The sequence below is a fragment of the Chryseobacterium sp. SIMBA_029 genome (assembly GCF_046535275.1).
In the GTDB taxonomy this organism is placed as follows: Bacteria; Bacteroidota; Bacteroidia; order Flavobacteriales; family Weeksellaceae; genus Chryseobacterium.
Genome location: NZ_JAWRXA010000068.1, coordinates 1 through 390 on the forward strand (window position 1 = coordinate 1; position 390 = coordinate 390).

Consider the following 390-nt stretch of genomic DNA (forward strand, 5'->3'; position numbering starts at 1 on the left):
GTCTTTTATCTGAATCAGATCATCAATGAAGGAAGCAAGACAATGCAAGACTCTCCAGAGAAACAACAGATTCTTGCGGAAGCCTACGCATTGCGTGCCTATGTGTATTTTGACATGGTTAACTTATACGGAAAGCCGTACAATAGTGCTACAGCCTCTACAGACAGAGGTGTCCCGATCAATCTTGAAATGGATCTTGAAGCAGTACTGAAGCCGTCCTCCGTACAGGAAGTGTATAATCAGGTTCATGCTGATATCAGCAAGGCAGAAGGACTTATGGTAGAACAGCAGCAGTCTGCAGGTATCAATTATAGATTCTCTAAGATCGCATTATTGGCTTTGCAGGCAAGAACTGCCCTTTATGAGAATGACTGGAATAAAGCCTTATCC

Annotated in this window: 1 protein-coding gene; it reads left to right on the forward strand. The window is 43.1% G+C overall.

The genetic code is table 11. The annotated features are described in order from the left end of the window. Positions 1 to 390, forward strand: a 390-nt coding sequence (locus SB679_RS23240; protein ID WP_410704652.1) for a RagB/SusD family nutrient uptake outer membrane protein, incomplete at both ends; no start/stop codon positions are given.